At 50.1% G+C, this 26,187-nt stretch carries 25 protein-coding genes; 22 read left to right on the forward strand and 3 right to left on the reverse strand.

What is annotated here, in order from left to right:
• Positions 1–5: 5 nt before the first annotated feature.
• The 10 genes from rnc (at position 6) to rplS (ending at position 9,435) form a co-directional block, all read left to right on the forward strand.
• A complete protein-coding gene (rnc, locus tag J4760_RS01375) occupies positions 6–773 on the forward strand; it encodes a ribonuclease III (protein ID WP_370637538.1) in 768 nt (255 codons plus the stop codon).
• Positions 773–4,327 carry a chromosome segregation protein SMC gene (gene smc, locus J4760_RS01380; protein ID WP_237604543.1) on the forward strand — a complete coding sequence of 1,185 codons (3,555 nt, stop codon included), beginning with the start codon at positions 773–775 and terminating at the stop codon, positions 4,325–4,327. Before rnc ends, smc begins: the two co-directional genes overlap by 1 nt.
• Positions 4,324–5,442, forward strand: coding sequence for a signal recognition particle-docking protein FtsY (gene ftsY / locus J4760_RS01385; protein WP_237604544.1), 1,119 nt, complete (start codon positions 4,324–4,326; stop codon positions 5,440–5,442). Before smc ends, ftsY begins: the two co-directional genes overlap by 4 nt.
• Positions 5,443–5,462: 20 nt before the next feature.
• Positions 5,463–5,774, forward strand: a complete 312-nt coding sequence (locus J4760_RS01390; protein WP_237605029.1) for a putative DNA-binding protein — start codon at positions 5,463–5,465, stop codon at positions 5,772–5,774.
• 12 nt (positions 5,775–5,786) lie between these two features.
• Positions 5,787–7,133, forward strand: coding sequence for a signal recognition particle protein (ffh, locus tag J4760_RS01395; RefSeq protein WP_237604545.1), 1,347 nt, complete (start codon positions 5,787–5,789; stop codon positions 7,131–7,133).
• Between the two features lie 97 nt (positions 7,134–7,230).
• Entirely contained in the window at positions 7,231–7,506 is a 276-nt protein-coding gene (rpsP, locus tag J4760_RS01400; RefSeq protein WP_145285326.1) for a 30S ribosomal protein S16, read from the forward strand.
• A gap of 6 nt (positions 7,507–7,512) precedes the next feature.
• Positions 7,513–7,740 (forward strand): KH domain-containing protein, encoded by a 228-nt coding sequence (locus J4760_RS01405; protein ID WP_145285329.1) that lies wholly within the window; start codon positions 7,513–7,515, stop codon positions 7,738–7,740.
• 54 nt (positions 7,741–7,794) lie between these two features.
• Complete coding sequence (rimM, locus tag J4760_RS01410) at positions 7,795–8,289, forward strand: ribosome maturation factor RimM (protein ID WP_237604546.1); 495 nt, start codon at positions 7,795–7,797, stop codon at positions 8,287–8,289.
• Positions 8,286–8,957 carry a tRNA (guanosine(37)-N1)-methyltransferase TrmD gene (gene trmD / locus J4760_RS01415; RefSeq protein ID WP_237604547.1) on the forward strand — a complete coding sequence of 224 codons (672 nt, stop codon included), beginning with the start codon at positions 8,286–8,288 and terminating at the stop codon, positions 8,955–8,957. Before rimM ends, trmD begins: the two co-directional genes overlap by 4 nt.
• A gap of 130 nt (positions 8,958–9,087) precedes the next feature.
• Positions 9,088–9,435: a 50S ribosomal protein L19 gene (rplS, locus tag J4760_RS01420; protein WP_145285337.1), complete on the forward strand. Its 348-nt coding sequence runs from the start codon at positions 9,088–9,090 to the stop codon at positions 9,433–9,435.
• A 40-nt stretch (positions 9,436–9,475) separates the two neighbouring features.
• On the opposite strand, the gene J4760_RS01425 is transcribed toward rplS, so the two are convergent.
• Genes J4760_RS01425 through J4760_RS01435 form a run of 3 tightly spaced genes read right to left on the reverse strand, consistent with a single transcriptional unit; the run spans position 9,476 to position 13,413 of the window.
• A complete protein-coding gene (locus J4760_RS01425) occupies positions 9,476–12,094 on the reverse strand; it encodes a YfhO family protein (RefSeq protein ID WP_237604548.1) in 2,619 nt (872 codons plus the stop codon).
• A gap of 4 nt (positions 12,095–12,098) precedes the next feature.
• Positions 12,099–12,482: a GtrA family protein gene (locus J4760_RS01430; RefSeq protein WP_145285343.1), complete on the reverse strand. Its 384-nt coding sequence runs from the start codon at positions 12,480–12,482 to the stop codon at positions 12,099–12,101.
• Positions 12,460–13,413, reverse strand: a complete 954-nt coding sequence (locus J4760_RS01435; protein ID WP_145285345.1) for a glycosyltransferase family 2 protein — start codon at positions 13,411–13,413, stop codon at positions 12,460–12,462. The genes J4760_RS01430 and J4760_RS01435 overlap by 23 nt, the downstream gene beginning before the upstream one ends.
• Before the next feature lie 105 nt (positions 13,414–13,518).
• On the opposite strand from J4760_RS01435, the gene ylqF reads away from it, so the two are divergent.
• The 12 genes from ylqF (at position 13,519) to tsf (ending at position 26,138) form a co-directional block, all read left to right on the forward strand.
• Positions 13,519–14,370, forward strand: coding sequence for a ribosome biogenesis GTPase YlqF (gene ylqF, locus J4760_RS01440; RefSeq protein ID WP_237604549.1), 852 nt, complete (start codon positions 13,519–13,521; stop codon positions 14,368–14,370).
• Entirely contained in the window at positions 14,367–15,131 is a 765-nt protein-coding gene (locus J4760_RS01445) for a ribonuclease HII (protein ID WP_145285351.1), read from the forward strand. Before ylqF ends, J4760_RS01445 begins: the two co-directional genes overlap by 4 nt.
• A gap of 81 nt (positions 15,132–15,212) precedes the next feature.
• A complete protein-coding gene (gene sucC / locus J4760_RS01450; protein WP_145285354.1) occupies positions 15,213–16,382 on the forward strand; it encodes an ADP-forming succinate--CoA ligase subunit beta in 1,170 nt (389 codons plus the stop codon).
• A 17-nt stretch (positions 16,383–16,399) separates the two neighbouring features.
• On the forward strand, positions 16,400–17,308 hold the full coding sequence (gene sucD, locus J4760_RS01455) for a succinate--CoA ligase subunit alpha (RefSeq protein WP_237604550.1): 909 nt from the start codon (positions 16,400–16,402) through the stop codon (positions 17,306–17,308).
• A 154-nt stretch (positions 17,309–17,462) separates the two neighbouring features.
• Positions 17,463–18,263: a DNA-processing protein DprA gene (gene dprA, locus J4760_RS01460; RefSeq protein WP_237604551.1), complete on the forward strand. Its 801-nt coding sequence runs from the start codon at positions 17,463–17,465 to the stop codon at positions 18,261–18,263.
• 105 nt (positions 18,264–18,368) lie between these two features.
• Entirely contained in the window at positions 18,369–20,435 is a 2,067-nt protein-coding gene (topA, locus tag J4760_RS01465) for a type I DNA topoisomerase (RefSeq protein ID WP_145285363.1), read from the forward strand.
• A 203-nt stretch (positions 20,436–20,638) separates the two neighbouring features.
• Positions 20,639–21,520: a tyrosine recombinase XerC gene (gene xerC, locus J4760_RS01470; protein WP_145285366.1), complete on the forward strand. Its 882-nt coding sequence runs from the start codon at positions 20,639–20,641 to the stop codon at positions 21,518–21,520.
• A gap of 4 nt (positions 21,521–21,524) precedes the next feature.
• Entirely contained in the window at positions 21,525–22,064 is a 540-nt protein-coding gene (hslV, locus tag J4760_RS01475; protein WP_145285369.1) for an ATP-dependent protease subunit HslV, read from the forward strand.
• A 14-nt stretch (positions 22,065–22,078) separates the two neighbouring features.
• Entirely contained in the window at positions 22,079–23,449 is a 1,371-nt protein-coding gene (gene hslU / locus J4760_RS01480; RefSeq protein WP_145285371.1) for an ATP-dependent protease ATPase subunit HslU, read from the forward strand.
• 19 nt (positions 23,450–23,468) lie between these two features.
• Positions 23,469–24,236 carry a GTP-sensing pleiotropic transcriptional regulator CodY gene (gene codY, locus J4760_RS01485; protein WP_145285374.1) on the forward strand — a complete coding sequence of 256 codons (768 nt, stop codon included), beginning with the start codon at positions 23,469–23,471 and terminating at the stop codon, positions 24,234–24,236.
• Between the two features lie 157 nt (positions 24,237–24,393).
• The gene (gene rpsB, locus J4760_RS01490; RefSeq protein ID WP_237604552.1) at positions 24,394–25,158 is read left to right on the forward strand and encodes a 30S ribosomal protein S2; all 765 of its coding nucleotides are present in this window, start codon (positions 24,394–24,396) and stop codon (positions 25,156–25,158) included.
• Positions 25,159–25,259: 101 nt separating this feature from the next.
• Entirely contained in the window at positions 25,260–26,138 is an 879-nt protein-coding gene (tsf, locus tag J4760_RS01495; protein ID WP_145285380.1) for a translation elongation factor Ts, read from the forward strand.
• Positions 26,139–26,187: the final 49 nt, after the last annotated feature.

Consider the following 26,187-nt stretch of genomic DNA (forward strand, 5'->3'; position numbering starts at 1 on the left):
GCAGAATGACTTTCAAAGCAATTGAACAGCGTATCGACAAGGACAGGCATGCAAAGCGTGGACTCGCAAAATTCCGTCAGGAATTCAAGGCATTCATCAGTCGGACGGGCATAGAGATCCGGGATGAGGCACAGTATGTACAGGCATTCATGCACAGCTCCTACATCAATGATCTGCAGATGGACAAGATATACAACAACGAGCGTCTGGAATTTCTCGGGGACGCTGTACTAGAATTGATGGTTTCAGATTATATATATGAGCGATTCAAAGAATTGCCGGAAGGCGACCTGACCAAACTCAGAGCCAATATAGTATGTGAACCCTCACTTGTAGTATTCGCAGAAAAACTTCAGATGCAGCCTTTGATTCTGCTCGGCAGAGGTGAGGAGAAGACGGGCGGACGTGAGCGCCCATCCATCGTCTCCGACACATTCGAGGCATTTCTCGGTGCACTCTACCTGGATCAGGGTGCGGATGCAGCAAGAGGCTTCCTTGAACGCCATGTATTCCCTGAAGTGAAGGACAGAGACTATAATGCGGTCGTCGACTATAAGACCGCCCTTCAGGAGAGGATGCACAGGACGCATGGGCAGAGTGTTGCATACCAGCTGCTCGAATCCACGGGTCCGAGCCACGACAAGACGTTCGTGACAGGTGTATTCACTGATGGAGCCATGATCGGCAAAGGTTCCGGACGCTCCAAGAAGGAGTCGGAACAGAAGGCCGCACGGCATGCTCTCGGAGAAATGGACGATAGGGAGAAACAATAATGGTATATTTGAAAGCAATAGAAGCACATGGCTTCAAGTCATTCGCCGACAAGGTGGACATACGATTTGATGCCGGGGTCACCGCGGTGGTCGGCCCGAATGGTAGTGGAAAAAGCAACATCACCGATGCCATCCGCTGGGTGCTCGGTGAACAGTCAGCGCGCTCCATACGCGGCGTCAAGATGGAGGATGTCATATTCAACGGTACAACAGACCGCAAGCCGATGAATCATGCCTACGTCAGACTGTCACTCGACAACACGGCACGCACGCTGCAGATGGATGCGGACGTGGTGCACATCACGAGGAAGCTCTACCGCAATGGAGACAGCGAGTATTTCATCAACAATGACAGAAGCCGACTGAAGGAGATCAATGAACTGTTCCTCGATTCCGGACTTGGCCGCAATGCATTCAACATCATTTCGCAGGGCGAAGTGGATGAAGTATTGAACGCCAAGCCCGACCAGAGGCGCGGGCTGATCGAAGAGGCCGCCGGCGTAATGAAATACAAGCTCCGCAAGAAGGAGTCGGAAAGACGGCTTGAGGATACTGCCGGCAACCTGGACCGTGTCCATGACATCATCCACGAACTGGAGTCGCGGGTCCATCGTCTGGAGCGGGAAAGTGCCAACGCCAAGGAGTATCTTGCGTTGAAGGATGAGATGCGCCAGAGCGATATCGAAGTGACGGTCCACGATGTGGATGCGCTACTCGCCATGCTCGAAACAGAGACGCAGTCGCTTTCATCAGTGGAGCAGTCCATCGCAGCCGACCGTGAGTCACTCGCGGACATCGAAGCACGCATGACCGGACTCGCAGAGAAAAGGGATGAACACGACCGTAGAAACCGTACACTCAATGCCAGGCTGGTCGAACTGTCCAAGAAGCTCGAGCAGACCAATGGACAGATTGCGCTCTACAAGGAACGGAAGGACAACAAGGGCCAGGCGAGCGAAGATCTGAAAGTACGGCTCGAGAATTCAAAGGAACGGCATGATGATCTCCGTCAGCAGCAGGCGGAAGTCCTCGAGACGCTCGGCGCGCTCGAACGGACGGCTCAGAATCTGGAGCAGGCCATCAAGGACACACGGAAAGAACGCCAGGAACTGATGAAGGACCAGAGTGGCGAGATCGAGCAGCTGAAGGACCAGTACTACGATCTGATGGTTCGGAAGACGACGCTCGAAAATGAACACCGCCGTGCAGAAGACGAGAAATCACGGCTTGGAGACAGCATCCGCCAGAAGCAGGAACGGCTCGCATCTCTCACGTCGGGCCTGAAGGAAGAAAAGGCGTGTCTTCAGACTTTGCAGCAGCAGTATGATGAAACACGCAGTACGCTGTCCGGAAAGCGGGAGGCATTCCAGGAAGCAGACGGCAGAGTGGCCAAGCTCAAGTCCCAGTATGACAAGGAGCGGGAAAAGCTCGATACTGCGAAACGCTATATCGAGCAGCAGTCATCAAAACTCGAAATGCTGACCACCATGCAGAATGAATACCGTGGATACTATCCCGGTGCACGCTTCATTCTGAAAAACCGCAAGCCGTCGGACGGCATCGTCGGATCGGTCGGCGAGCTGCTGTCGACAGACGGTGAATATGTCAGAGCGCTCGATACTGCGCTTGGTGCACAAGCCCAGAATATCGTGGCAGCAGACGAGCATAGTGCCAAGCAGGCCATCAGACGGCTGAAGGATGCCAAGGCAGGGTTTGCAACGTTCCTGCCGATGGATATCATCCGCCACAAGCATATCCATTCCGATATCCAAAGTACGATCAGCCGTACGTCCATCGATGTACAGATCATGTCGGATATTGTCCAGTATGAAGTGGACATTCCGAATATTGTATCCCATCTGCTCGGCACGACCCTTGTTACACAGTCGATGGATGATGCGACACAGCTTGCCCGTGAAATCGGCCATAAGCTGCGCATTGTGACTGTCGATGGTGAAACCATCATGCCGGGTGGTGCAATGTCGGGCGGCTCCAGAAATTCCAAAAGCTCCATCATCGAAAGCCAGCGTGAACATCAGGAAACGAAAGAGAAGCTTGAAGCATACCAGGAAAAAACACGGCACATGTCACAGTCCGTCACCCGGCTCGGGGAAGCGCTGGCGGATCAGATGCTTCAGAAGGACAAGCTTGAATCGGAAGGCAGGGAGATTGCCGAGCAGAATGAGACCTGTCATGCCGAGATCGGCCGCCTCACTTACCAGATAGAGGCAAAAGAAGAGAATGCGGCCATCCTTGAAGCAGAACTGAAGGCGATTGATGCGCCGCTTGATACCGGTGATCATGCTGAACAGATCAAGGCTGTCACAGCTGATCTTGAAGCACTGGATGCACGGATCAGAAGAATGAGTGCTTCCGATAAGGATAAGAAGGAGACACTGCGGCAGCTTACAGATGAAGGCCATGCAATGGAACGGGAGCTTGCGACGGTCAAAGAACGTCTTAATCATTCGAGGAACGAAGCAGAACGTCTCGCAGCGGAACTGGCAGATGCACTATCGGCAGTCCAGGATATCACCGACCGCCAGAAGATGCTCGAGCAGGATATCGGCACGCTTGATATCGAAGCGCTTGAAGCACAGCGCGCCACATTGGAGCAGCAGGTTGCGGAGCTCTATGAAGCAACCGAAGAGGCGGCAGCCCTGCAGCACGGTTTGAAGCAGGAGTACGCCGGGCTGCAGGAAGCAAAGGACGACCATCTGAAGCGTCTGGATGCTCTGCAGGATGCTCGCAGGAAGCACAGCGGCACGAAGGAAAAGTTGGATGTACAGATTGAACAGAAGATCGAATATTTATCGGAAACATATAAAATGACGTATGATAGAGCGAGAGAGGAATATCAGGACTTCTCGAACATCGACCAGAAGCGGATGAAGATATCGCTGAACAGGAAGAGCATCGAAGAACTGGGACCGGTGAACCTCGGAGCAATCGAGGAGTTTGAGCGTGTCAATGAGCGCTACCAGTTCCTGAAGGCGCAGGAGAGCGATCTGTATGAAGCCAGGCAGACACTGCTTGAAGTCATCGAAGAGATGGACGAAGCAGTGGCTGTAAGGTTCCAGTCTGCGTATGACCAGGTCAACCAGCATTTCGGTGAAGTGTTCAGACGGATGTTCGGCGGGGGCCAGGCGGAACTCAGACTGACAGACCCCGGCAACTATCTGGAATCGGGTGTCGAAATATACGCGCAGCCACCCGGGAAGAAGCTGTCCACACTTTCACTCCTGTCCGGAGGAGAGCGCGCACTGACAGCCATCAGTCTGCTGTTCGGTATTCTGAAAGTGCGTGTCAGCCCGTTCATCATTCTGGATGAGGTGGAAGCGGCCCTTGACGAAGCGAATGTACTGCGCTATGCGCAATATTTGAAGCAGCTTTCACAGGACACCCAGTTCATCGTGATCACCCACCGCAAGGGAACGATGGAGGAGAGTGACCGCCTGTTCGGCGTGACGATGCAGGAGCGTGGGGTCAGTCAGCTGATCAGCGTCGATCTCAAGGGTTATGAAGAAAATATCAGAGAGGAAGAGACAGTGTGAGCTTTCTAAAAAGATTAAAAGATAAGTTTCAGCCGAAAAGCGACCAGCCTGAGCTGCAGGAACAGGAATCGCTCGAATCCCAGAGCGAGGCGCTCGATGATGGCCTGATCAGCATAGAGGAGTTCGAGGAGTGGGAACAGGAGCAGATCGGCTACAAGTTCAAGGCCGGCCTTGAGAAAAGCCGCGAGAAGTTCCAGAACGAGATCAATGAACTCATGGCACGCTACCGCACAGTGGATGAGGACTTCTTCGAAGCACTTGAAGAAGTACTGATCTCAGCAGACGTCGGCTTCAATACAGTGATGGAGCTGACTGATGAACTGCGTCATGAAGCGAAAGTGAAGAATATTACGGAAACAGCCGATCTCAGGGAGACGATCGTTGAGAAGATGGTCGAAATCTATGAGCGCAACGACGACCTTCCTGAAACGGTGAATATTCAGCAGGACGATCTCACCGTCATCCTCGTGGTCGGCGTCAACGGTGTCGGCAAGACGACAAGCATCGGCAAGCTTGCCCACAAGTACAAGCAGGAAGGCAGAAATGTAATGCTTGCTGCCGGAGATACTTTCCGTGCGGGCGCAATCAACCAGCTGAAGATATGGGGAGAGCGTGTCGATGTCGATGTCATATCACAGGCTGAAGGCAGTGACCCTGCTGCTGTAATGTATGACGCCGTGAGCGCAGCAAAGAAACGCGGCGCCGACGTCCTGATCTGTGATACAGCCGGCCGTCTGCAGAACAAGGGCAATCTGATGAATGAACTGTCCAAGATCAAGAAGGTCATCCAGAAGGTTGTACCTGAAGCGCCCCATGAATCCCTGCTCGTGCTTGATGCCACAACCGGCCAGAATGCACTGAGCCAGGCAAAGGCCTTCAAGGAAGTGACTGATGTCTCAGGAATTGTCCTCACTAAACTTGACGGTACCGCGAAGGGCGGCATTGTGCTGGCGATCAAAAATGAACTCGGCATTCCGGTCAAGTTTGTCGGTCTTGGCGAGCAGCTGGATGATCTGCAGGAATTCAGTGCAGAAAACTATGTCTATGGCCTGTTCGCCGACATGATCTCCGACGCCGAGGAGATTGCGGAAGATGAAGAAGGTGACAGGGTGTGATCGAAGGTCTTGAGCGCACGATGCGCATGAACTACCTCTATGACTTCTATCACACACTGCTGACAGACAAGCAGCGCAAATATATCGAACTGTACTATCTGGAGGACTTTGCCTTCAGTGAAATTGCCGAAGAGCTTGAAGTGACAAGGCAGGCGGTATATGATAATTTAAAGCGGTCGAAAGATCTGCTCGAGCATTATGAAGGCAACCTTGGCATGTACAGGAATTTTGTAACGAGACAGTCTCTCCTCAGACGTTTGAGGGAAAGGCTTGAACATAACGAAGACAAGGAAATCGCAACAATTTTAGATGAGCTTGAAGCGCTCGATTAGGAGGAGAAAATTATGGCATTCGAAGGTTTAGGAGAACGCCTCCAGGCGACGATGGATCGCATCAAGAGCAAGGGGAAGGTCACAGAGTCGGATGTAAAGGTGATGATGCGTGAAGTACGTCTGGCGCTGCTTGAAGCCGACGTCAATTTCAAAGTCGTCAAACAGTTCGTCAACCAGGTCAAGGAACGCGCCCTCGGATCCGACGTCATGCAGTCCCTGACACCGGGACAGCAGGTCATCAAGATCGTCAGGGAAGAGCTGACGGATCTAATGGGTGGAGAGAATCAGAGGATCAACCTCGGTACGAAGCCGCCGACAGTCATCATGATGGTCGGCCTGCAGGGTGCAGGTAAGACGACGACCGCAGGCAAGCTTGCTCTGCATCTCAGAAAGAATTTCAACAAAAAGCCGATGCTTGTTGCCGGCGATATATATCGTCCGGCGGCCATCGACCAGCTGGAGACGGTCGGCAGGCAGATCGACGTGCCCGTATTCTCGCTCGGTGACCAGGTCAAACCGCAGCAGATCGTGACCGAGGCACTGGCTCATGCCAAAGCAGAGCACCTGGATACGGTCATCATCGATACCGCGGGCCGCCTGCATATTGATGAGAACCTGATGAACGAGCTGAAGGATATCAAGGAGATCGCCAATCCGCATGAAATCATGCTCGTTGTCGATGCAATGACCGGCCAGGACGCGGTCAATGTCGCAGAGTCATTCAATGACCTGCTCGACATCACAGGTGTGACACTGACCAAGCTTGATGGGGACACACGAGGCGGTGCAGCACTATCCATCCGTACTGTGACCGAAAAACCGATCAAGTTCGTCGGTATGTCCGAGAAGATGGACGGGCTTGAAGCCTTCCACCCGGACCGCATGGCCCAGCGCATACTCGGCATGGGAGATGTACTTTCCATCATCGAAAAGGCCCAGGCCAATGTGGATGAGACGGACCAGAAAGCACTTGAGAAGAAGATCAAGGACCAGAGCTTTACACTGGATGACTTCCTTGCACAGATGGATCAGGTCAAGAACCTCGGTCCACTGGATGAACTGCTGAAGATGATGCCTGGTGCCAACAAGATCAAGGGGCTCGACCAGATGCAGATGAGCGGCAAGGAGATCGACCACGTCCAGGCCATCATCCGTTCGATGACCATGGCTGAACGTGAAAATCCCGGCATCATCAATGCCAGCCGCAAGAAGCGGATTGCCAGAGGCTCAGGCCGCAGTCTGCAGGAGGTCAACCGTCTTCTCAAGCAGTTCGGCGATATGAAGAAGATGATGAAGCAGATGACAAGCCAGAAGGGCAAGAAGAAGAATCCATTCGGCAATATGGGCCTGCCATTCTAAAACTGCTACCCTGTAAAGGAAAAAGTCTTTACAGGGTGTTCTATTTCTGTTATAGTAGTAAAAGTGAAATTGAGAAATCGAAAGGAGTTAATAAAAAATGGCAGTTAAACTTAGATTGACACGCATGGGTTCCAAAAAGAAACCTTACTACCGTATCGTTGTTGCAGATTCCCGCAGCCCAAGAGACGGTCGTATCATCGAACAGATCGGTTCATACAACCCGGTTATAAAAAGTGATGACAATGTAACACTTGATGAGGAAAAAGCACTTGCATGGTTGCAGAATGGTGCAAAACCAAGTGATACAGTACGTAACATCCTGAGCAGCAAAGGTGTTATGGAACGTTACCACAATGCTAAACTCGGGAAATAATCCCGTATGAAACAACTGCTTCAAACAATTCTTGAACCGATGCTCGAACATCCCGAAGCGCTTGAGATCGAAGTGGAGGAGACGGAATATGACGTCTCTGCGAGGATCAGAGTCCACGAGGACGATGTCGGCCGTGTAATCGGCAGGCGCGGCCGCATGATAAAAGCGGTGCGCACCATCCTGTCGAATGCAAATCACGGCAGTTCAAAGAAAGTGTTTGTTGATGTCGACTAGGCACACCGGGCGGTGTGCCTTTTTTATATCATTACCAATTTGAGGAGGCAAATAATGAAAATCAGTATCGGCCGCCTGGTCAATTTTCACGGCATCCGTGGAGAAGTGAAAGTGCTGAGCGATTCGGACTTTGCAGAAGACCGCTTTTCACCCGGCAGCAGTGTGGAAGTAAAAGGGACTTCCTATACCATCGACAGCTACCGCAAGCATAAGAACTTCCATATGCTTAAATTCAAAGGTGTGGGCAATATCAATGAAGTGGAGCATCTGAAAGGATCGGATGTGCTTCAGGAAGCAGAGGCAGTGGACGTTCCGCTTGAGGAAGGGGAATACCACTACAGGGACATCATCGGTCTTGATGTATTGCTTGAAGAGACGCTGGAACCGATCGGTACGGTTTCCGACATATTCGAGACCGGTGCAAATGATGTCTGGGTGGTCGATGGTGACAGGCAGTATATGATTCCCTATATTGAAGATGTGGTGAAGGATATCGATCTCGAACGGGGTCATATCATCATCCATCCGATGGAGGGGCTGCTGGATTGAATATTCATTATTTGACACTGTTCCCGGAAATGTATGAAGGTGTACTCAATACGTCCATCCTCGGGCGCGCAAAGGAGAAGGGCATCGTCAGCTACAATGCAGTCAATTTCCGCGACTATTCCGGAAACAAGCACAATAAGGTCGATGACTATCCGTATGGCGGCGGTGCCGGCATGGTACTGAAGCCTGAACCTGTATTCAACGCGATGGAAGCAATGGATCTCAAGTCGCCGCGTGTCATACTGATGTGCCCGCAGGGCCGTCCATTCGATCAGAAGATGGCGGAGGAACTCAGCGAAGAGGAGGATATCGTCTTCATCTGCGGACATTACGAAGGATATGATGAACGCATCCGTACACTCGTGACGGATGAAGTATCGATCGGCGACTATGTGCTGACCGGGGGAGAGCTTGCGAGCATGACCATAACGGATGCCATCGTCAGGCTCATTCCCGGTGTGCTGAGCCGCGAGGAGAGCCACCAGGAGGATTCCTTCAGCACCGGACTGCTCGAGCATCCGCACTATACGAGACCCAGGGAATACCGTGGCATGGAAGTGCCTGAAGTACTGCTCAATGGCAACCATAAGCTGATCGAGGAATGGCGCCGTGAGGAGAGCCTGAAACGCACAAGGGAAAGAAGGCCCGATCTGCTTTCCGGCAAGTAGCACAGATATGCATTTTACCCGTTGAAAGCGGGGGATGATTATGGTAATATTATACGAGTGTCAAAGCACACATATACACAATCATCCGCTGCTATGTTCGGCAAGATAATTGGAAGAAGGAGAAGATAATATGTCACAGCAACTAATCAATGAGCTGACAAAAGAACAGCTTAAATCAGATCTGCCACAGTTCAAGGCCGGAGACACTGTACGTGTTCACGTACGTATCGTCGAGGGTTCACGCGAGCGTGTCCAGATCTTCGAAGGTGTAGTAATCAAACGTCGCGGAGGCGGAATCTCCGAAACATTCACAGTCCGCAAGATTTCCTACGGTGTTGGTGTTGAGCGTACATTCCCTGTACACACTCCAAAAATCGAGAAGATCGAAGTGACACGCCGTGGTCGTGTACGTCGTGCGAAACTGTACTACCTGCGCAACCTGCGTGGTAAAGCTGCACGTATCAGAGAAATCCGATAGAACCACAAAAATGCCTGACAGTTCACCTGTCAGGCATTTTTTATTTGAACCGGCGTTTCAGTCTGCTTCTGATCCCGAACAGATCCAGATAGATGAAGCTGATCAGCAGGGACAGGATGCTTATCATGAGTGTCACCAGGAAGTATGGCGGTGAGTAGGAGATTGTGATGACCCGGTCGTCTGCACCAGGTTCAAAACCGGTCATCAGATAGTTTGCACGGAATGCATCAAGGTCCCCGGAAGCATCACCTGCAACCTTCATGCCGTCGCGATGGACGATCGGCACACTGGCTATGCCTGCTCTCGGTTCTGCCAAAGTAATCTCGTAGGTATTGCCTTTTTCGGATACGGTGTACCCTGGATCTGCTTTTTCACTTTCCTGTTCAAGTGTCTGGTAGTCTTCAATGCGGATGGACTGCAGTTCCACTGCATACTTCCCGCTTGAGAAGGTGATCGGCACTTCTTCCTGCAGTTCGACACGATATAGAAGATCATCTGCATATGTCCGGTATTTGCTTGTGGCGAAAAGCCTTTCATTCGGATAGCCGTCGACATTGATGGTGAACCGTTTGTTGGGTTCGATCATTTCGACGTGCATTTCAATATAGACATCTGCATTGTCATACTGGTCGACCAGCGAACTGAAATTCAAATTCAGACCGCCACCGTCTTCAGGCACATCAAGTACGCCATCGGAAAGGGTGGCATTCTGTGCCTCCACCGGAACTTCGTCGATCAGATTTTCTGTCGGTTCTGCCTGAGCGGTCGGTTCGAGCGCATCTGTCACAATTCCGTTGATCATCGCATGCTCGCGTGCGAGCGGGTGATCGAGCGCATCCGGATTGTAGACATCCGTGGCATATCTGATGAAGGGCAATGGGGCGTCATTCTCATAGATCGTATATGTGCCGTCATCCATGATCGGACTGAACTTCAGTGGAATGCCGTAAGTATCTTCATCCCGCATCATGTAGTCCACATTGAACAGCGAGAAAAGGTTGCTGCGCGACTGGAAGGTGGAGTAGCGGCTGATGGTCTCATAGCGGATATTCACTTTCAGGTCATTATAGTAGAAGTCGATGATTTCCCCATCGATGATGCTCGAATAGATGCTTGTGCCGTTGAAGCCCATGTACATCGGTGTATTATCCTGATCCCTCACCTTATAGTCGAGCTTCTGTTCAGGGGCTTTCATATCCTGGATCCGTTCGATGTTATATTTCTGGCGGTCACTGGCATAGTGGTTGCTGTTGATATAGAAAAGATGGTTGCGGTCGGTGATGCCGTCATGGTAGATCTGTGTATTGGTGTGGGAGGCACTCACCACTGCTGTAAACAGGACGAGCAGCACGGCATTCACACCTTGCAGTACAGGCTGTCTGCCTTTCAGATAGACGAGCAGGAAGCCTACCAGATGGATGACGGGCACCATGTATACCCAGATGACGACATCCTCCTTGAAGTATATCGATAGGGCCAGAATGATGTAGACCGGTATCAGACTGACTGCGTACTGCCTGATGCCTACTTCCCTGAAACGGGTGAGATACTGTGCAATGAGCACGGCATGGAAGAATACAAGCATGTAGTGCCAGCGCTTCTGCGGCTGCTGGAATCCATTGAACAGCATGTCGATATAGGGTGACAGTGTAAACAGCATGAAGATGATGGTCAGTACGGCGAATACTCTATAGAAGTAGCGTGTATACAGTTTCGGCGTGAACAGGGCCTGGATCGCAATGAACAGGATGATGACAAGATAGTTCTCATAGAAGATATTATCCTGCCAGTCCAGTTCTGAAAACATCGGCACATCCACTTCATACTCGCGGTCGTCGTTGTTCAGGAAGCCCCGTACGGCATGGAAGAACGCAACGACGGATATGCCGGCCCCGATCAGGGCGGAAGGCACGGCAAGCTTCAGTGTCTGGATGCGGGGCAGGTCACTCTGCCGCCTGAAGATGAGACGGACCGCCAGATAGACGACGGCGATGATGAGCTGGTAGTAGCCGAAGTAGAAATTGTTGATCAGTGTGGCGGCCGTTGCAAATATGAACAGGCCGGGTTTCTTTTTGCGGATGACGAGTTCGAGTGCCCAGAGTGTAAGCGGCAGCCATATGAAGACGTCGCTGAAAAAGGACCAGAAGATCGTAAACCTGAAATAGGTCGGAGAAGCAGCGAATATGAAGCCGCCGATGATGCCATGAAGCGGTCTGACGCCGATGATCAAAAGGAACCGGTATGTAAAGTAGATGATGAGGAACGCTTTCAGGATTGATATGAAAAATGCATTGAATGCCCAGAAATCCACCGTCGACGTGTCGAAACCGGTCAGTATCTCACCGGCTCTGACGAAGATGATGTTGATATAATAGATGATATTCGTCGAATAGTAGTAGGCGAGGTCCGTATAGAAGTCTCCGCCGAGTCCGAAATCGGTATCGTAGAACCATGTGCCTTCCTTGAACTTTTCATAGAGATAGAGCTGCATGGGCAGCATCTGCTCGAGCCCATCATTGGCACCTGTCATGAATACCTGTTTTTTTGTGTCATCAGGTGCAACCAGGCGCCACAGTACGTAGACATGGGAGATGACCGCGAGAAGTGCGATGATCATGATGTTTCTCATCCCTTGCAGCCTCGATTTCATTGTATCCATCCAATCAACCTTCCTTATCTTTCAGTACCCACCGTGTAATGCCGTAGGTGATCGGTACAGTGATGATGAGCACCGGCAGGGGTGCGATGATTTCATTCCATCCCAGCTGGTCGACCAGTACATAGAGAAGCAGCGTCTGCATGCCCATGTTGATGACCTGAGTGAGGGGGAACTTGAGAAACTTCAACAGTGTCGGTCTGACGCCATATACGAAGTGGCAGTTCAGAAAATAGGAGATGATGAATGCCGTGATGAATCCTCCGAAATGCGCTGCAATATAAAACAAGCCGGCGTATACCAGGATGGTGTACACACCGTAGTAGACGGCCGTATTGATCAGGCCGACAAGGACGAAACGGATGAATTCACTGGTGATACTGCTTCTCATGGCGTCCTCCCTGCTTTGTTTCATTCCCTGACGATTCCCTGACGATATATTTCGGCCGGTTCTTGGTCTCGATATAGATGCGGCCGACATACTCGCCGATGATGCCGAGTGAAAAGAGCTGGATGCTGCCGAGCAGCAGCAGGCTGGCAATGATGGTGAAGTAGCCGGGCACTTCCACACCATGAACGGCAATATTCACGAACATATAGAGAATGTAGGCAAGGGAAGCCATGAGGACGACGAGCCCCAGATAGAAGCATACTCTGAGCGGCCGGTGGTTGAAAGCGCTGATGCCATCTATCGCATAATCGAGAAGTTTCAGCGGATTGAATGTTGAACTGCCGGACTCGCGCTCGATATGATCGAATTCTATGACTGTCTTATTGAACCCGACCCATTCGAAAATGCCTTTTGAGAAGCGGTTGTTTTCGCTCAGTGTCAGAATGGCCTCGACCACTTTTCTTGAAATCAGCCTGAAATCTCCTTCGCCGTCCTCAAGATGCACAGTACTGGTGAAATTCATCAATTGATAGAAGAGCTTCGATGGCAGACGGCGGGAGAGCGGTTCCTTGGCCTTATTCCTTTTCGCGACCACCTGGTCGAAGCCTGCTTCATACTGCTCTATGAGTTCCGCAATCAGTGACGGGGGGTGCTGCATATCCCCATCCATGATGATGACGGCGTCTCCCGACGCCTTTTCGAGGCCGGCAATGATGGCAGCTTCCTTGCCGAAATTTCTGGAAAATGAAAGATAGCTGATTTTCGGACCGGCTATTTCCCTGAGCTCGGTCAGTGTCCCATCAGTCGACCCGTCATCGATGAAGATGACCTCATACGGCCGGCCGAGTACTTTCATCACCGAGACGATCTCTGTGTGCAGTGCGGGTATATTTTCCGCTTCATTGAGTACAGGAACAACGATCGAAATCATTTTCCCACCTCCTGTCATTTTATTAAACATTGGTATTATTATATAATATAGAAATAAAATAATGAAACAAAACAAAAAGATATATATAAGTAGAGGTGCACTATAATGAGTATCAACTGGTTTCCAGGCCATATGGCCAAAGCAAGAAGAGAAGTGGAAGAGAATCTGAAGAAGGTGGATGTGGTGATCGAGATACTGGATGCAAGAATCCCGCATTCAAGCCATAACCCGATGCTGGATGAAATCACCCAGCATAAGCCGAGAGTTGTTGTACTGAACAAAGTAGATATGGCAGACAGAAAAGAGACGGACGCATGGATGGCGCGATTCAAAAGCGAGGGCAAGTACCCTGTGGCCCTTGATGGCAGAAATAATCAGATCATAAAAAAGATAGAGCCGTTGGCAGTCCGGGCAACAGCCGAAATTTTTGAACGGATGGAGAAGAAGGGGATCGGCCGCCGCGCAATCCGCGCGATGATCATCGGCATACCGAATGTCGGCAAGTCGACCGTCATCAATAATATCGCCAAAAAGAAAATCGCAAAGACCGGCAACACTCCGGGTGTAACGAAACAGCAGCAGTGGATCAAGGCAGGGGAGCAGATGGAGCTGCTCGACACGCCGGGTATTCTATGGCCGAAGTTCGAAGATGAAATTACGGGGAGGAAGCTGTCTTTGACAGGTGCGATCAAGGATGCGGTCGTCCCCCTTGATGAAGTGGCCATCTACGGCATCGAGTTCCTCCTGGCGCATGATCCGGAGCGTTTCAACCAGTTCTACAACATCAATGTATCGCCATCCGATGAAATCGTCGATGTCTTCGACGCCATCGGCAAGTCGCGCGGCCTGAAAGCCGGCGGCAACGAGATCAACTATGAAGCGGTCACTAACCGCATCATCTACGATATACGCAACGGCAAGATCGGCGGCTATACGTTTGATAAGGCAGATGCATGAAGACGATAAAAGAGATCGAAACGGAAGTGTCGGCCTATACTTCAATGGATGAAATCAGTACATCCATCCATGCCGGCGATGACCGCAAAGGGGTCATCAGACTGCTTGAAAAGCATCGCAGGCGCCTCCGGAGCGAACAGGCGCAAAAGGACAAGTACAGCGCAATGAGCCGCTATGAGAACAGTCTCCGGGGCGAGGTCCGCCATATCGCAGGCATCGATGAAGCAGGACGCGGCCCGATTGCCGGTGAAGTGGTGGCTGCCGCTGTCATACTGCCGGAAGGTTTCTACCTGCCGGGCCTCGATGACTCGAAGAAGCTGTCACTGAAAAAGCGGCTGGCTTTCCGGGAAATCATCATGGAACAGGCGGACTACGGCATCGGCATCGCCAGCGTCCGGGAGATCGATGAACTGAACATCTATCAGGCCAGCCGTCTGGCCATGAAGCGGGCGGTCGAGAACCTGGATGCTGTTCCGGGTCATCTGCTGGTCGATGCCATGACACTGGACACAGGGATTCCCGAAACTTCGATCATCAGAGGAGATGCCAATTCCGTGTCGATAGCAGCAGCCAGCGTCATCGCCAAAACGGAACGTGACATGATGATGGCGGCCTATGATTCATCTTATCCGGGATACGGATTCGGGGGCCACAAGGGGTATGGAACAAAGGATCACCTGGAAGCGCTTCATACCCTTGGCGCAAGCGAGATCCACAGGCAGACATTCGAGCCTGTAAAAAGTATTCTTTTCTCTAGATAATTTTGTGAATTCAGTTTACTTATATGAATACCTTTTCTATAATTGGGTGGTAAGGTTTAAAAAAGTCTTAGGAGGATGAACATGAATATCCATGAGTATCAAGGGAAAGAAATTTTTCGCTCCATGGGCGTAGCCGTGCCTAACGGTAGTGTGGCGTATACACCTGAGGAAGCTGTGGAAGCAGCAAAAACTCTAGATTCCAGTGTATATGTTGTCAAAGCACAGATCCACGCCGGTGGCCGCGGTAAAGCAGGCGGTGTCAAAATCGCCAAATCACTTGATGAAGTGAGAGAATACGCCAAAGAACTTCTCGGTAAAGTCCTCGTAACACATCAGACGGGCCCTGAAGGCAAGGAAGTGAAACGTCTCCTTGTCGAAGAAGGCTGTGATATCCAGAATGAATTCTACATCGGCTTCGTCATCGACCGTGCAACTGACCGTGTCGTACTGATGGGCTCTGAAGAGGGCGGTACGGAAATCGAGGAAGTGGCGGCAGAAACGCCTGAAAAGATTTTCAAGGAAGTCATTGATCCTGTAGTCGGACTCATGCCGTACCAGGCAAGAAGACTGGCGTTCAATATCAATATTCCGAAGGAATCCGTAGGCAAGGCAGCCAAACTCATGCTTTCCCTATACAATGTGTTTACTGAAAAAGACTGTTCCATTGTAGAGATCAATCCACTTGTTACTACTGGAGAAGGCAGCGTGCTCGCATTGGACGCCAAAGTCAACTTTGATGCCAATGCGCTCTTCAGAAACAAGGATATTGTTGAACTCCGTGACAAGGATGAAGAAGATCCGAAGGAGATCCAGGCATCCAAATACGATCTTTCCTACGTTGCACTTGATGGCAACATCGGCTGCATGGTCAATGGTGCAGGTCTTGCCATGGCAACCATGGATACGATCAACCACTTTGGCGGCAGACCCGCGAACTTCCTCGATGTAGGGGGCGGCGCAACGACGGAGAAAGTGACGGAAGCCTTCAAGATCATCCTCGGTGATGAAGGGGTCGAAGGCATATTCGTCAATATTTTCGGTGGAATCATGAAGTGTGATGTTATTGCCGAAGGTGTCGTCGAAGCCGTCAAAAACGTCGGTCTGGAAATTCCGCTTGTTGTCCGTCTGGAAGGTACGAATGTCGACCGCGGCAAGGAGATCCTCGAGCAGTCCGATTTCGACATCATTCCGGCAAGCACAATGGCGGAAGGTGCCAAGAAGATCATCGAAGCAGTCAATCAAAATAAATAATAACGGAGGAATCTACTGTGGGTGTATTTATCGATAAGGATACAAAAGTCCTAGTTCAAGGTATTACTGGATCAACAGCACTGTTCCATACGCAGCAGATGCTTGAATATGGCACGAAGATCGTTGCTGGTGTCACACCAGGCAAAGGCGGCCAGGAAGTCGAAGGCGTGCCTGTATTCAATACGGTCGAAGAAGCAAAAGAGAAGACAGGCGCAAGTGTTTCCGTCATCTATGTGCCGGCACCATTTGCTGCAGATGCAATCGTCGAGTGTGCCGATGCTGAGCTTGACCTTGCCATCTGTATCACAGAGCACATTCCGGTACTCGATATGGTCAAGGTAAAGCGCTATCTTGAAGGCAAGAAGACCCGTCTTGTCGGACCGAACTGTCCGGGTGTCATCACAGCGGACGAGTGCAAGATCGGCATCATGCCGGGCTACATCCATAAGAAGGGCCACGTCGGCGTTGTCAGCCGTTCAGGCACACTGACTTATGAAGCGGTGCATCAGCTGACAGAAGCCGGAATTGGACAGACAACAGCTGTCGGAATCGGCGGAGACCCGGTAAACGGCACGGATTTCATCGACGCATTGAAGGCGTTCAATGAGGATTCCGAGACGGAAGCGGTCGTCATGATCGGCGAAATCGGTGGTACAGCTGAAGAGGAAGCAGCTGAATGGGTCAGAGACAACATGAACAAGCCGGTTGTCGGATTTATCGGTGGTGTAACAGCGCCCCCAGGCAAACGCATGGGTCATGCGGGCGCCATCATTTCAGGCGGCAAGGGAACTGCAGACGAGAAGATCAAGACGATGAATGCATGCGGCATCGAGACTGCAGACACACCATCCGAAATCGGAGAAACACTGATTGCACGCATCAAAAAAGAAGACGGACTCTATGAAAAGTGTCTGACTGTAAAGTAATTGTCATATAAGCTGATGAAACTGTTCAAAAGCACGGAATCCCGTTTGGGAATCCGTGCTTTTTTGCATTTATTTCCAAACGATTTAACTGGATGGTAAACAGCAGGCTGGCCAGTTTCTACTATAATTATTCTTATGAATAAGGAGGTGTCCCATGGACAGGATCTGTTTAAGTTTTGCAGGCGTGACTGCACATGAATATAAAGTGCTGAATGGAAAAATAAATGAAAAAATGACGGGCGGATTAAGACAGAAAGTATCCTATGCAAAAAGTCTGGAAGGCGAATTGCTCGCTCAAAGTCTGACGGACGAAGGAATCGGGTATATGACCATTGAAGATGAAAATTATCCGGTCCTGCTCAAGGAGATCCACGATCCGCCATACATCCTGTACTACCAGGGAGACGCTGCTCTCATGCAGAGGCGGATGCTCGGTATTGTCGGCAGCAGGAAGGCGACCTGCTATACCGGAACCGGACTCAAAAGCATTCTTCCGGAACTGGACAGGGATATCGCAATTGTCTCCGGGTTGGCACATGGTGCGGATGATCTGGCACACTTGAAAGCGATGGAGAATGGCTTGGCAACAATCGGTGTGCTTGCATTCGGCCATGGGACCCATTATCCTCGGAGCACATGGAATACCAGACTCAAAATGGAGGGCGAAGGGCTCGTCATCAGTGAATATCCGCCAGCCGCACAGGTCGCAAAGTGGCGCTTTGTTGCACGCAACAGAATCATAGCGGGACTGTCGGAAGGTGTCCTCGTCACTGAAGCCGAGGCCAGAAGCGGCAGCCTGATTACGCTTGATATGGCGCTCAATGAGAACCGGCATGCCTACTGCATGCCGGGGAATATCCATGCCCTGCAGTCGAAAGGGACGAACTTGAGAATCCAGGAAGGTGCCAAAATGGTGCTGTCCGGTGCGGATATAATGGAGGATTTCAACAGCTAGTTTTCAGGGAAACATGAAAATTTAAAATATATTATAGTTGACAAACAATTTTACTTCACTGTATTATTTGGATTTGAAAACACAACAGAAGGGGGCAATCGGGCTGTGGCAGATAATCTGGTCATTGTAGAATCACCTGCGAAAGCAAAAACGATAGAGAAGTACCTCGGCAAACGATACAAGGTTGTTGCGTCGATGGGTCACGTTCGTGATTTGCCTCGCAGTCAAACGGGGATAGATACTGAAAACAATTATGAGCCTAAATATATTACAATTCGCGGGAAAGGGCCTCTACTCAAGGATTTGAAGAAAGAAGCCAACAAAGCGAAGAAAATATTCCTGGCGAGTGACCCGGACCGCGAAGGTGAAGCAATCGCATGGCACTTGAGCCATGCACTTGGAGAAGATAAGGAATACTACAGGGTAGTGTTCAATGAAATAACAAAGGATGCAGTAAAGGACAGCTTCAAGCACCCGGGGGAGATCAACCAGAAGCTTGTGGATGCACAGCAGGCACGCCGCATACTCGATCGTCTGGTCGGCTATAATATCTCACCTGTATTATGGAAGAAAGTGAAAAAAGGGCTGTCTGCCGGCCGTGTACAGTCTGTTGCGCTCAAGCTGATCATCGATCGTGAAAATGAAATCAGATCGTTCAAACCGGAAGAATACTGGACGATCACCGGACAGTTCAAGTATGGCAAAAGCACTTTTGAGGGCAAGTTCAACCGTCTGGCTGATGAGAAGGTCAAGCTGAAGACGAATGAAGATGTCAAATACGTCCTGTCCAAGCTCGATGGTGATGCATTCAATGTTGATTCTGTTGAAAAGAAGGAGAAGAAGCGTTTCCCGGCCAAGCCGTTCACGACTTCCTCCCTCCAGCAGGAAGCAGCGAGAAAGCTCAACTTCAAAGCAAGGAAAACAATGATGGTCGCCCAGCAGCTCTACGAAGGGATAGACATCAAGAAGGCTGGTACAATCGGTCTGATCACTTATATGAGAACCGATTCCACGCGGATCTCTCCTGTCGCACAGAAGGAAGCGACCGATTATATCGAGAATGAATACGGCAACAGCTTTGTCGGTCCAAAGCCATCCGGCAGGAAGACTGAAGGCAGCCAGGATGCCCATGAGGCAGTCCGTCCGACTTCAGCAAACCGGACGCCTGAGAATATGAAGCAGTATCTGACACGGGACCAGTACAGACTGTACAAACTCATCTGGGACCGTTTCATCGCCAGCATGATGGCACCTGCAATACTGGATACTGTACGTATGGAAATGTCGAATAACGGCGTAATCTTCAGAAGCAATGGCCAGACGATCAAGTTCAAGGGCTTCATGCAGATCTATGTGGAAAGCAAGGATGACGAAGAGGAGGAGCTCAACAACCGTCTGCCGGAAATCGCGGAAGGCGAAACGACAAAATCCGAACAGATCGATCCAAAGCAGCACTTTACACAGCCACCGCCGCGCTTTACTGAAGCCAGGCTCGTCAAGACACTTGAAGAAGTGGGCATCGGCCGTCCATCGACCTATGCACCGACGCTTGATACGATCCAGAAGCGGAACTATGTCAAAGTCGATCAGAAGCGTTTCATACCGACAGAACTCGGAGAAATCGTCAACCAGTCGGTGACCCAGTACTTCCCGGATATCATCGATGTCGATTTTACACGGACGATGGAGAAGAGCCTTGATGATATCGCTGAAGGCGATGCGTCATGGGTTGCCGTCATCGACGAATTCTATAAAGGTTTCGAACCCCAGGTATCCCGGGCCGACGAGGAAATGGAGAAGATAGAGATCAAGGATGAACCGGCCGGTGAGGACTGCGAAAAATGCGGTTCGCCGATGGTCTACAAAATGGGCCGCTACGGCAAGTTCATGGCATGCTCCAATTTCCCCGACTGCCGCAACACCAAGGCGATTGTCAAATCGATCGGCGTCAAATGCCCGAAATGCAACGAAGGAGATGTCGTCGAACGCAAGTCGAAGAAGAACCGGATCTTCTACGGCTGCGACCGCTATCCGGAATGCGACTTCATCTCATGGGATCGTCCGATCGGCAGAAATTGTCCGAAATGCGAGCACTATCTGGTCGAGACCAAAAAAGGCAAGAAGGCAAAAGTGAAATGTACCAACTGTGATTATGAAGAAAAGGCTGAATAATTAAGGCATCCATATTTCTATATGGGCCTTTTTATTGGGTCCGGGCAAAATATTATAAATATTCGTATTATTTTGTGCAAAATAGAATCAAATGGTTTAATATGTATTATTGGATACAAGAAATAAGTGCCCTGTAACAGCGGCGGTATCCCGAATGTTCAAGTGTTTCTGCAGAGAAATACAAAGGTGAAGGCGGGGGTTTTATGGATCATCTTGAAAAGTTCTTGCAGCAGCTCACATACCAGCGGAATCTTTCTGCGCATACAGTCGACAACTACAGGAGGGATATTTCGGAGTTCCTTCTTTTCCTCGGCGAGGAGGGCCTGAGCATTGAGACCTTCAAGTACATGGATGCAAGAAACTACCTCAACATGCTGTATCGGAAGCAGTTGAAGAAATCCACAGTATCCAGAAAAATATCAGCTTTACGAAGCTTCTATAATCATCTGATCGACAAGGGTGCCATTTCTTCCAATCCATTTACAAGCCTGCCGAATCCCAAGAAGGAAAAGCCGCTCCCCGGCTTCCTCTACGAAAATGAAGTACGGGGACTTTTCGATTCCCTGGATCGGAACGCGAAAATGCATGAGCGGGATCTGGCCATTCTGGAGCTGTTCTACGCGACAGGCATGCGGGCTTCCGAGCTGCTTGGCCTGACATTGTCGCGCATCGATTTCGACCATGGTCTGCTTAAAGTCGTCGGCAAGGGAAATAAGGAAAGAATATTGCCCTTCGGGACACATGCTTCCGATGCATTGAAGTGCTACATCGACAAGCATCAGGACAGGATCGAAGCGGATGGCCCTCTGTGGATCAACCACCGGGGTGGCCCTCTGACAGATAGGGGTCTGAGGTATGTCATCGACATGCTGGTCAAAAAAAGTGCCAGTGATCTTCATCTGCATCCGCATAAGATCAGGCACACCTTTGCGACGCATATGCTCAACAACGGGGCTGACCTCAGAGCCGTGCAGGAACTGCTCGGCCATGAATCACTGTCGACGACCCAGAAATATACCCATGTGTCCAAGGAGCAGCTTAGAAAAACCTATCTTGAGCATCATCCAGCTAATCAGAAGAGGTGAAACAATGGCAATAAAAGGTACAACGATATTTGCCATCCGTCATAACGGTAAGATGGCGATGGCAGGCGACGGACAGGTGACACTCGGCAACCAGGTCGTCATGAAGCATACCGCACGAAAAGTCAGACGCCTGTTCGATGACAAGGTCGTCGCAGGGTTTGCCGGCAGTGTAGCGGATGCATTCACACTATTCGAGAAGTTCGAAGCGAATCTCTACGCGTACAACGGCAACATGACGCGGGCAGCTGTAGAGCTTGCCAAGGAGTGGAGAGGCGACAAGATCCTAAGGCAGCTCGAAGCCATGCTTATTGTCATGGACAAGGAGACACTGCTGCTTGTCAGTGGCACAGGGGAAGTCATCGAACCGGATGACGGCATCCTTGCCATCGGCAGCGGCGGGAACTTCGCACTCAGTGCAGGTCGTGCCATGAAACGCCATGGAGATGCGCTCAGTGCCGAGACGATTGCCAGGGACAGCCTGCTCATTGCAAGCGAAATCTGTGTCTTTACAAATGACCATATCACTGTGGAAACGATCGAATAAAAGGAGCGTTTGAATTGAGACAAAATCTTACTCCAAGGGAGATTACTGCGAAGCTTGATGACGATATCATCGGTCAGCAGGAAGCGAAACGCAAAGTGGCGATCGCAATGCGCAACCGCTATCGCCGCATGCTGCTTGACCCTTCACTGAAAGATGAAGTCATCCCTAAAAATATACTCATGATCGGCCCGACCGGCGTCGGTAAGACGGAGATTGCCAGAAGGATGGCCAGATTGACCGGCGCACCGTTTTCAAAAGTGGAAGCAACAAAGTTCACTGAAGTCGGCTATGTGGGCCGCGATGTCGAAAGCATGGTGCGTGACCTGGTTGAAGCCAGTGTACGCATGGTCAAGGAAGAGAAGATGAAGTTCGTGGAAGATGATGCCGAGCAGCTTGCCGAGGAACGGCTTGTCGGCCTCCTTGCACCAGGGGAGAAGCGCCGGCAGACGAGCTCGAATCCTTTTGAAATGTTCATGAACCAGCAGTCTGAAGATGAGCAGGAAGAAGTCACTCCTGAAGTAAAGGCCAGGCGCATGAATCTCAGGGAGAGGCTCAAAGCCGGGCTGCTCGAGGATACGGATGTGACGATCGAAGTCGAGCAGGAACAGAATCCGATGGGCATGATGCCACCGGGAATGGATGCCGGGGGCATGCAGGATATGCTGAAGCAGTTCATGCCGAAGAACAAGCATAAGCGCACCATGCCGGTCAAAAAGGCCCGTGAGTACCTGAAGCGCGAAGAGGCCGAAAAGATTGTAGACACCGACAATGTCAATGATGAGGCCATTACGCTTGCCGAGACGATGGGCATCATCTTCATTGATGAGATGGACAAGATCGCCAAAGGCGGCCAGAACTCGGGCGATGTCTCAAGGGAGGGTGTCCAGCGCGATATTCTGCCGATTGTCGAAGGCAGCACTGTCCAGACGAAGTACGGTCCGATAGATACCGAGCACATTCTGTTCATCGGTGCCGGCGCTTTCCACGTTGCCAAGCCGAGCGACCTGATTCCTGAACTTCAGGGACGCTTCCCGATCCGTGTCGAACTCGACAAGCTCAAGGCCGACGATTTCGTCAGAATACTCAAGGAGCCGAAAAGCTCCCTGCTCAAGCAGTACGAAGCGCTGCTTCGAACAGAAGAGGTATCCATTTCATTCACCGACGAAGCAATCGGGGAAATTGCATCCATTGCCTTTGAAGTGAATAATGATACGGATGATATCGGCGCAAGAAGACTGCATACCATACTTGAAACACTGCTTGAAGAGCTTCTGTTCGAAGCGAGTGGCATGCAGGGTGCCCATGTGGAAATTACAAAGCAGTACGTGGAATCGAAACTGAACAACATCAAGTCCGATAAGAACTTGAGTGCATTCATACTATAAACCTAAAGGAGATTTACTGATGAACCTACTACAGAAAACAAGAGAGATCAATAAGCTTATACAAAGCAACCACGGCGTTAAAGTCGACTTCAAGGAAGTATCCGAAAAAGTGAGCCGGGTGCTCGAGTGCAACGTATTCATCGTTTCAAGACGCGGCAAGCTGCTTGGATATGGCATCAATCAGAAGATTGAAAATGATCGTATCGTCGACATGCTGGAAGAAAGAAGATTCCCTGACGAATATGTGGATAAAATCATGAGAATCAGCGAAACACAGGAAAATATCGAGTTTGAAGATGAACTGACGGTATTCCCGACGGAAGATTCCTTCCAGGACTCCGAAACTTGCATCGTACCGATATTCGGTGGCGGCGAGCGGCTTGGTACACTCGTCCTCGGCCGTGTATCCAAAGCCTTCCATGAAGATGATCTGGTACTTGCAGAGTATGCCGGCACAGTGGTAGGCATGGAGATTCTCCGCGAGAAGCAGGAAGAGATCGAGCAGAAAGCGCGTGACAAGGCGAGCATCGCCATGGCGATCCGTTCCCTGTCCTATTCCGAAAGGGAAGCAATCGAGCATATCTTCGATGAGCTGGATGCGGATGAAGGTCTGCTTGTAGCGTCAAAAGTTGCTGACCGGGTCGGCATTACACGTTCCGTCATCGTCAATGCACTGCGTAAACTTGAAAGTGCCGGTGTCATCGAATCCCGTTCCCTCGGCATGAAAGGGACATTCATCAAGGTCAAGAAAGAGGACTTCCTGCCTGAACTCAGAAAAGAAAGCTAAACAGCAATCTGGGGGTTTGATTTACAGGACTATATATGTTATAGTATTAAACGGCTGAAAACAGCCCACTACACACAGTAGAGTGAAATGGAGACTGGTGCCTTGCGGTCGTTTCCAAAGCTGTACTGGAGGAAAAAACCAGAGGAGGAAATTAATCATGGCAGTAATTACTATGAAGCAACTGCTTGAAGCTGGTGTACATTTCGGTCACCAGACACGTCGTTGGAATCCTAAGATGAAGAGATACATCTTCACGGAAAGAAACGGCATCTACATCATTGATCTGCAGAAGACAGTCAAAAAAGTAGGGGAAGCTTACGATTTCGTTAAAAGCATCTCTGAAGAAGGCGGAAAAGTTCTGTTTGTTGGTACTAAGAAACAGGCTCAGGACGCAATTAAAGAAGAAGCGGAGCGCGCTGGTCAACTCTACGTCAACCAAAGATGGCTCGGTGGTATTCTGACGAACTACAAGACAATTTCAAAGCGTATCAAACGCATCAATGAAATTGAAAAGATGGAAGCTGACGGCACATTTGAAGTACTTCCTAAGAAAGAAGTCATGGAACTTCGCAAAGAATACGATCGTCTGATCAAATTCCTCGGCGGTATCCGTGACATGAAGGAAATGCCTAAAGCACTCTTTATTGTAGACCCTAGAAAAGAACGCAATGCAATCATGGAAGCTAAAAAACTCAACATTCCGATCGTCGCAATGGTTGATACCAACTGTGATCCGGATGAAATCGACTACGTTATTCCTGCAAACGATGACGCTATCCGTGCTGTCAGACTCATGACGAGCAAGATGGCTGACGCAGTCCTCGAAGGACAGCGTGGCGTATCTGATGAAGAAGTCGCTGCAGAACAGAACATCAATATGGACGAAAGTTCAGAAGAGACTGTAGAAGCAGGCGAAAGATAATAAAGTGTTTGACAATGGTGATAAGTAGCTTATTCTTATCACCATTTTTAAAAGATGGGAAGCTTTTCCCGGTCAATAATACGATTCCAGGAGGATGAAAAATGGCTATTTCTGCAAAATTGGTTAAAGAACTGCGTGAAAAAACAGGCGCTGGCATGATGGATTGTAAAAAGGCGCTTCAGGAAACTGATGGTGACCTCGACAAAGCGGTAGACTATCTCCGTGAAAAAGGGATCTCGAAAGCTGCTAAAAAAGCAGACCGCATCGCTGCTGAAGGTATCGTCCATGTGGCATCCAAAGGCAATGACGGTGTCATCGTGGAAATCAACTCTGAAACCGACTTCGTTGCACGCAACGTCGAGTTCCAGCAGCTTGTCAAAGATATCGCAGATCACATCCTTGAAACTAAACCTGCTGATATTGAAGCACTCAACGCTTCTGAAATGAATGGCAAGAAGGTTGAAGATGTCATGAACGAAGCAGTCGCTAAAATTGGTGAAAAGCTCACTCTTAGAAGATTCGCTCTTGCTGAGAAGACGGATAACGACGCATTCGGCGAATACCTCCATATGGGTGGACGCATCGGTGTGCTTACACTTGTTGAAGGTTCAACTGATTTCCAGGCAGCAAAAGATGTTGCTATGCATGCTGCAGCACTGAATCCTAAATATGTCTCCAAAGACCAGGTATCACAGGAAGAACTTGAGCACGAAAGAGAAGTTCTGAAACAGCAGGCCCTTAATGAAGGCAAGCCTGAGAAGATCGTCGACAAGATGGTGGAAGGCAGAATGCGCAAGTATCTCGAAGAGATCTGCATTGTGGACCAGCCATTCGTCAAAGATGCTGACCAGACTGTTGAACAGTTCCTGAAATCAAAAGGTGGAGAACTCAAAAACTTCATCCGCTTTGAAGTGGGCGAAGGCCTCGAGAAAAGACAGGAAAACTTCGCAGACGAAGTTATGGGTCAAGTGAATAAATAATAAAAAGACACTTCGGTGTCTTTTTTTCTAAACAGATAGAACATTAAAT

The sequence above is a fragment of the Salinicoccus sp. ID82-1 genome, from assembly GCF_021991715.1.
Classification (GTDB): Bacteria; Bacillota; Bacilli; order Staphylococcales; family Salinicoccaceae; genus Salinicoccus; species Salinicoccus cyprini.

Coding starts and splice junctions, on each gene's coding strand:
- ffh (WP_237604545.1), top strand. CDS start 5,787: ATGGCATTCGAAGGTTTAGGAGAACGCCTCCAGGCGACGATGGATCGC.
- rpsB (WP_237604552.1), top strand. CDS start 24,394: ATGGCAGTAATTACTATGAAGCAACTGCTTGAAGCTGGTGTACATTTC.
- tsf (WP_145285380.1), top strand. CDS start 25,260: ATGGCTATTTCTGCAAAATTGGTTAAAGAACTGCGTGAAAAAACAGGC.
- sucC (WP_145285354.1), top strand. CDS start 15,213: ATGAATATCCATGAGTATCAAGGGAAAGAAATTTTTCGCTCCATGGGC.
- hslV (WP_145285369.1), top strand. CDS start 21,525: ATGGCAATAAAAGGTACAACGATATTTGCCATCCGTCATAACGGTAAG.
- rplS (WP_145285337.1), top strand. CDS start 9,088: ATGTCACAGCAACTAATCAATGAGCTGACAAAAGAACAGCTTAAATCA.
- smc (WP_237604543.1), top strand. CDS start 773: ATGGTATATTTGAAAGCAATAGAAGCACATGGCTTCAAGTCATTCGCC.
- rnc (WP_370637538.1), top strand. CDS start 6: ATGACTTTCAAAGCAATTGAACAGCGTATCGACAAGGACAGGCATGCA.
- codY (WP_145285374.1), top strand. CDS start 23,469: ATGAACCTACTACAGAAAACAAGAGAGATCAATAAGCTTATACAAAGC.
- J4760_RS01445 (WP_145285351.1), top strand. CDS start 14,367: ATGAAGACGATAAAAGAGATCGAAACGGAAGTGTCGGCCTATACTTCA.
- J4760_RS01405 (WP_145285329.1), top strand. CDS start 7,513: ATGAAACAACTGCTTCAAACAATTCTTGAACCGATGCTCGAACATCCC.
- J4760_RS01390 (WP_237605029.1), top strand. CDS start 5,463: ATGCGCATGAACTACCTCTATGACTTCTATCACACACTGCTGACAGAC.
- dprA (WP_237604551.1), top strand. CDS start 17,463: ATGGACAGGATCTGTTTAAGTTTTGCAGGCGTGACTGCACATGAATAT.
- ylqF (WP_237604549.1), top strand. CDS start 13,519: ATGAGTATCAACTGGTTTCCAGGCCATATGGCCAAAGCAAGAAGAGAA.
- xerC (WP_145285366.1), top strand. CDS start 20,639: ATGGATCATCTTGAAAAGTTCTTGCAGCAGCTCACATACCAGCGGAAT.
- rpsP (WP_145285326.1), top strand. CDS start 7,231: ATGGCAGTTAAACTTAGATTGACACGCATGGGTTCCAAAAAGAAACCT.
- rimM (WP_237604546.1), top strand. CDS start 7,795: ATGAAAATCAGTATCGGCCGCCTGGTCAATTTTCACGGCATCCGTGGA.
- J4760_RS01430 (WP_145285343.1), bottom strand. CDS start 12,482: ATGAGAAGCAGTATCACCAGTGAATTCATCCGTTTCGTCCTTGTCGGC.
- J4760_RS01425 (WP_237604548.1), bottom strand. CDS start 12,094: ATGGATACAATGAAATCGAGGCTGCAAGGGATGAGAAACATCATGATC.
- J4760_RS01435 (WP_145285345.1), bottom strand. CDS start 13,413: ATGATTTCGATCGTTGTTCCTGTACTCAATGAAGCGGAAAATATACCC.